The sequence below is a fragment of the Hyphobacterium vulgare genome (genome assembly GCF_042643335.1).
In the GTDB taxonomy this organism is placed as follows: domain Bacteria; phylum Pseudomonadota; class Alphaproteobacteria; order Caulobacterales; family Maricaulaceae; genus Hyphobacterium; species Hyphobacterium vulgare.
This window is the reverse complement of record NZ_JBHRSV010000002.1, coordinates 152890-159223: the sequence shown is the minus strand read 5'-3', so window position 1 is coordinate 159223 and position 6334 is coordinate 152890. Positions and strand designations below refer to the sequence as shown.

The window sequence follows — 6334 nt, the reverse complement described above, 5'->3', positions numbered from 1 at the left end:
AAGCCCAAGGATGACACGGTTCTCCGCCGTGCTCCCGCAGGTCCTCAAAAACCTCCGGCAGCGGAAACCATCATGCCGCAATCCGCACATACAAGGATGAGGGACAAACCCTGTGTGCAAAGCAGGCCTCAATCCTCGCCCAAGGAATACGGCCCCGCGCCGCGGCGCCAGGGATCGATGTCGAGTGCGCGGCCCATCGGCGGGAAGGCGCGGTGGGCGCAGGGGCTGCGCTCGCACATGCGGCAGGACAGTCCGATCGGGGCGGGTGGCAGACCGCCGAGACGGTCGGCATAGACGACCTTGTCGGCATGGCTCCATTCGCAGCCCACGGCGACGGCCTGCAAGACGGGCGGTTCGCCGGGCGCGCCGGGCCGGGTGACGGCCTTCACTACCGAGACATAGCGCGTGCCGTCGGGCAGTTCGAAACCGTGCGGGATCAGGCCTTCGGGCGAGCGGAAGGCCTCGTGCAGCGCCCATTTCGGGCAGGAGCCGCCCGACCGGGCAAAGGCCAGCACGCCGCCGCCATAGCGTTTCGAGACATTCCCGGCCGGATCGACCCGCACCATGAAGAAGGGCACGCCCTCCGCGCCGGGACGCTGCAGCGTGGTGAGCCTGTGGCAGACGGCTTCGTAGCCGGCCTCAAAGCGGCGCTGCAGCCGGGTGATGTCGTGACGCAGATCGGTCGCCGCCTTCGCGAAGGCCGAGTAGGGCATGAGGAGGGCGCTGGCGAAATAATTGGCCAGCGCGATGCGGTAGAGCGTGCGGGCTTCCTTCGCGGCGAAGCCCGGCTGGTCGGCGAGGCGGTCGATGCGCTCACCCTGTTCGAGCAGCGCCAGGCTGGCGGCCATGTGAAAGGGCCGCGATTCGACCGGCATCACCTCCGACAGCATCAGGCGCCTTGCGTGGAAATCGAGCCGGCGGCGGGCGCCGCCCATTACCGCCTCTTCGAAGACCCGCACCACAATGCCATGGGCTTCCTGCAGGCGCGCCTCCAGCGTCACGGCGCGGCGGCGCACGTCGAGCTTCAGCTCCGCGGCGAGGGCTTCGGCGGCCTCTTCGAGTTCGGGGAAGTGGTTTCGCCTGGCGTCGAGCGCGTCGCGCACGCTTTCCGCCACGCCGGCAGCGGGCAGGCCGCCGGACATGCGCGACATCATTTCCTGCGCCGCACCGGACTGCTGGCGATAGGCCTGGTGCAGCTGGGTCAGCGCCTCGGCCGCACGGGGCTGGGTCTCGGCCAGCTCGGTCAGTTCCACGCGGTCAAGTCCGATGGGCGACAGCACCGGGTCGGCGGCGGCATCCTCGAGGTCGGCGAGCAGCTGGCGGTCGGTGCCTTCCGCAAAGCTTTTCATGTCGAGGTCGAACACCTCGGCGAGGGAGAGGAGGACGCGCGCGGTGACCGGGCGCTGGTTGCGCTCCAGCAGGTTGAGATAGCTCGCCGACAGGCCGAGCGCCTCGGCGGCTTCGGCCTGGGTCAGCCCCTTTTCGCGCCGAAGCCGGCGCAGGCGCGCGCCGGCAAAGATCTTTTCGAGCGGTCTGGTCTCGTCCGACATCGGCCTGCCATGAGTAAATAATTTACAGAATTACATATTCACAACTGTGCGAAGTATACAGGCTTTCCGCTTTATATGGCAAGCGTTCTGGACCTTTCGCAACCAATCCCTTCTGGTGCCGTCAACCGATTTACATGAGGGGACCTGTCATGTCCGACTTTTCGAAACTGATCCCGGGTGCGGTCGATGGCCGCTTCGAGGGCATTGAGCGCAATTACTCCGCCGACGAGGTTCTGCGCCTGCGCGGCAGCGTGCATATCGAGAACACGCTGGCCGAACGCGGCGCGGTGAAGCTGTGGGAGCTGTTGAAGACCGAGCCCTATGTTCATGCGCTGGGCGCGCTGTCGGGCAATCAGGCGATGCAGATGGTCCGGGCGGGCCTGAAGGCGATCTATCTCTCGGGCTGGCAGGTCGCGGCCGACGCCAATGTCGCCGGGGCGATGTATCCCGACCAGTCGCTCTATCCGGCCAATTCGGCCCCGGAACTGTGCCGCAAGATCAACCGCACGCTTCAGCGCGCCGACCAGATCGAGGCGGCGGAAGGCAAGGTCAGCCGCGACTGGTTCGCGCCGATCGTCGCCGACGCGGAAGCCGGTTTCGGCGGCCCGCTCAACTGCTACGAGATCATGCGCGCCTTCATCGAGGCGGGCGCTTCGGGCGTCCATTTCGAGGACCAGGTCGCGGCGGAAAAGAAGTGCGGCCATCTTGGCGGCAAGGTGCTGATCCCGACCGGCGCGCATGTCCGCAATCTCAACGCCGCGCGGCTCGCCGCCGACGTGATGGGCGTGCCGACCATCCTGGTGGCCCGCACCGATGCGGAATCCGCGACGCTGATCAATTCCGACATCGACGCCCGCGACCGTGAATTCATCGACTATGACGCGGGCCGCACGAGCGAAGGCTTCTACCGCCTGAAATCCGGCATGGGTGTCGATCACTGCATCAAGCGCGGCCTGGCCTATGCGAAGATCGCCGACCTTCTGTGGTGGGAAACCTCGAAGCCGAACCTCGAAGAGGCCAAGCGCTTCGCCGAGGCGATCCAGAAGGAATTCCCGGGCAAGATGATGGCTTACAACTGTTCGCCCTCCTTCAACTGGGAAGCCAATCTCGACAAGGCGACGATCGAGACCTACCAGCGCGAGTTGGGCGCGATGGGCTACAAGTTCCAGTTCGTCACCCTGGCCGGCTTTCACCAGCTCAATCACGGCATGTTCCAGCTTGCGAGCGGCTATCGCGATCGCGGCATGGGGGCCTATTCCGAGCTTCAGCAGGCCGAATTCGCCTCGGAGAAGGACGGCTACACCGCCACGCGCCACCAGCGCGAGGTCGGCACCGGCTATTTCGACCTGGTGAACCAGACGCTGTCGGGCGGCGAAGCCTCGACGACCGCGATGGCGCACTCGACCGAAACCGATCAGTTCAAGACCGAAGCAGCCTGAGCCGGAACCGGCAGGGAAGGAGCGGGCGATGACCCATATCTCACCGAATGGCGTGGAAATCCTCGGCAAGCTGGAACCGGGTTACCGGGCGATCCTCGCGCCGCACGCCCTCGCCTTCCTGGCCGGCATCCACCGGCGTTTCAACAGCCGCCGCCTGGCGCTGCTGGAGGAGCGCAAGGAACGCCAGGCCCGGCTCGATGCCGGGGAGATGCCGGACTTCCCGAAGGACACGGCCGATATCCGCGCTTCGGACTGGACGGTGCGCGCGGCGCCGGCCGATCTGCGCGATCGCCGGGTGGAGATCACCGGGCCGGTCGACCGCAAGATGGTCGTCAACGCGCTCAATTCCGGGGCCCGCTGCTTCATGGCGGACTTCGAGGACGCAACCAGCCCGGTCTGGACCAATCTGGTCGACGGGCAGATCAATCTGCGCGACGCGATCCGCCGCACGATCGACTTCACCGACGAGACGTCGGGCAAGCGCTACAAGGTGTCGTCCGACGCCGCGACGCTGATCGTGCGGCCTCGCGGCTGGCACATGGAAGAGCGCCATGTGCGCATCAATGGCGAGGCGATGTCGGCCTCGCTGTTCGATTTCGGCCTCTATCTCTACCACAATCACGATGCGCTACGGACGATCGGGACGGGCCCGTATTTCTACCTGCCGAAGATGGAATCGGCGCGCGAGGCGCGGCTCTGGGCGCTGGTCTTCCAGCATGCCGAGGAGATGCTCGGCCTCGACCGCGGCACGATCCGCGCGACCGTGCTGATCGAGACGCTGCCGGCGGTGTTCGAGCTCGACGAGATTCTCTACGAGCTGCGTGACTATTGCGTCGGCCTCAATTGCGGCCGCTGGGACTATATCTTCAGCTATATCAAGCGGCTGCAGAAACAGTCCGACCGCATCCTGCCGGACCGCTCGCAGGTCACGATGGGCGTGCCTTTCATGCGCAATTATTCGCGCCGGGTGATCGCGGTGTGTCACCGCCGCGGGGCGCATGCGATGGGCGGCATGGCGGCCTTCATCCCGGTGAAGGGCGACGAGAAAGCCAACGCCGAAGCGTTCGAGAAGGTCCGTGCCGACAAGCTGCGTGAAGCCACGGACGGGCATGACGGGACCTGGGTGGCGCACCCGGACCTCGTGCCGGTCGCCAAGGCGGTGTTCGACGAGGTGATGAACGGGCCGAACCAGCTCGACAAGCGCCTGGCTGTGACCGGCTCGGCGGCGCAATTGATCGAGGTGCCGGAGGGCACGATCACCGAGGCCGGCGCGCGCGACAATGCCGAGGTCGCCATCCGCTATGTCGCGGCCTGGCTGGCCGGGCGCGGTGCCGCGCCGATCAACAATCTGATGGAAGATGCCGCGACCGCGGAGATCGCCCGCGCCCAGCTGTGGCAGTGGAAGATGCATGGCGCGGTGACCGAAGAGGGCACCAAGCTCGACGCTACGTGGATGAAGGACGCGATCACCCGGGCCGAAAAGGACATTCTCGCCGACGACGCCTGGCGTCTGTCCGGCCCGAACGAGGTGATGGCGGCGACGGAACTCGTCCGCGATCTCGTCCTGTCGGACGACTTCATCGAATTCCTGACCGGGCCGGGCTATGACCGGATGACGCAAGACCTCCAGGTCTCGATGCGGTTGACGGAGTTTGATTGAGTTCCTGAGCCTCTGCCGGCCGCGCGGGGTGGAGTGTTTCATGGGGTCCCCATGAAAATGGGGACCCGAAGCAGGCACCTGGTTTCGGATTCCCGCTTGCGCGGGAACCCCGGGGAGAAGGAACGCTCACCCCACCCCGCTCCCGTCCTTCTTACGAAGGCCGCTCGCGTCCCTCCCCTTCGAGGGGAGGGTATGACGCACCCCGCACCATACCGGTTTTTCTTTACCCGCTCCGCGCGGCTGATAACTTCCCGTGACAAGCGAGCCGGAAAACCGGCCGGATACGGGGAGAGACGGTATGGCCGATGCGGCGAAACCGGCGGCTGTGCCGCCGGCCACGGATAGCGGTGCCTACCGCGCCTATGTGCTCGGCGGACTGTTCGTTGTCTACACATTCAACTTCATCGACCGTCAGATCGTTTCGGTCCTGCAGGAACCGATCCGGGCGCATTTCGACCTGGCCGACTGGCAGCTCGGACTGCTGACCGGTCCGGCCTTTGCCTTCCTTTATGCCATTCTCGGCTTGCCGATCGCGATGCTCGCCGATCGATGGCACCGGGTGAACATCATCGCGATCGCGCTGGCGGTCTGGAGCGCCTTCACCGCGCTGTTCGGACTCGCGGGCAGTTTCATGACGCTGCTTCTGATGCGGGTCGGTGTTGGCATTGGCGAGGCGGGTGGTTCGCCGCCCTCGCACTCGCTGATCTCAGACTATTTCCCGCCGAACAAGCGGGCCGGGGCGATGAGCGTCTATTCGCTCGGCATTCCGATCGGGTCGGTGCTCGGCATATTGTTCGGCGGGATCGGCTATCATGCCGTCGCGACCTGGTATGCGGAAAATGGCGTGCCGGGATGGCTGGACGCCATCGGAGCGTCCGAACCCTGGCGCGTTGCCTTCCTGCTGGTCGGCATACCCGGCATTCTGCTCGCCCTCGTGGTGAAGTTCACGATCCGCGAGCCCAAGCGCGGCCGGCAGGATGCCCCGCAGGCTGCGGACGGGGGTGCGAGCAAGTCACGCGCCCTTGGCAAGACGTTGAGTGTCCTGTTTTCCAAGCCGGCCTTCTGGCTGATCGCGCTCGGCGCGGCGATTGCCTCGCTGGTCGGCTACGGGCTTTTCCCGTGGGTGCTGAGCTATTTCGTGCGCATCTACGCGGTCGATGTGCCGTTGTCGGAAGCCGTGGCGCAGGCGGCCATTCCTTATGCCTTCGTCGTCGGTGGCGGCGGCTTTGTCGGCACACTCCTTGGCGGCTGGCTGACCGACAAGTTCGGTCCGAAATGGCTGGGCGCCTATCTCGCCATTCCGGCGATCGCGCTCGCCGTCTCCTATCCGCTGCACTTCGTGGCGCTGTCCCTGCCGGTGGGCACGATGGCCTTCATGGTCCTGGCCGTCGGCAGCGCGCTGCTGTCCTTCTGGTACGGGCCGGTCTGGGCGACGATCCAGAATCTGGTGCCGCCGGACATGCGGGCGATGTCCTCGGCCGTATTGCTGTTCGTCATCAACATCATCGGCCTGGGGATCGGACCTTTCGCGACCGGCGCCCTGTCTGACTTTTTCCGGGAATCCTACGGGGCGGATGCGCTGCGAATCGCCATACTCGTGATTGCATTACTGGTGCTGCCCGCGGCGGCGCTGTTCTATGCCGCTTCGCGCCGCCTTTCGAAGGACTGGGAGGCCGCGCGCTGAT

Annotated in this window: 4 protein-coding genes; 3 read left to right on the top strand and 1 reads right to left on the bottom strand. The window is 65.7% G+C overall.

All coding sequences use genetic code 11. The annotated features are described in order from the left end of the window. Positions 1–128: 128 nt before the first annotated feature. The gene (locus tag ACFOOR_RS04715) at positions 129–1550 is read right to left on the bottom strand and encodes a helix-turn-helix domain-containing protein (protein ID WP_343164972.1); all 1422 of its coding nucleotides are present in this window, start codon (positions 1548–1550) and stop codon (positions 129–131) included. A gap of 149 nt (positions 1551–1699) precedes the next feature. Here ACFOOR_RS04715 and aceA point away from each other — a divergent pair, with 149 nt between their 5' ends. The 3 genes from aceA (at position 1700) to ACFOOR_RS04700 (ending at position 6333) form a co-directional block, all read left to right on the top strand. Continuing rightward, positions 1700–2989, top strand: a complete 1290-nt coding sequence (aceA, locus tag ACFOOR_RS04710; protein ID WP_343164973.1) for an isocitrate lyase — start codon at positions 1700–1702, stop codon at positions 2987–2989. Positions 2990–3017: 28 nt separating this feature from the next. Next, positions 3018–4649 (top strand): malate synthase A, encoded by a 1632-nt coding sequence (gene aceB / locus ACFOOR_RS04705; RefSeq protein ID WP_343164974.1) that lies wholly within the window; start codon positions 3018–3020, stop codon positions 4647–4649. A gap of 298 nt (positions 4650–4947) precedes the next feature. Next, positions 4948–6333 carry a spinster family MFS transporter gene (locus ACFOOR_RS04700; protein ID WP_343164975.1) on the top strand — a complete coding sequence of 462 codons (1386 nt, stop codon included), beginning with the start codon at positions 4948–4950 and terminating at the stop codon, positions 6331–6333. Position 6334 lies beyond the last annotated feature (1 nt).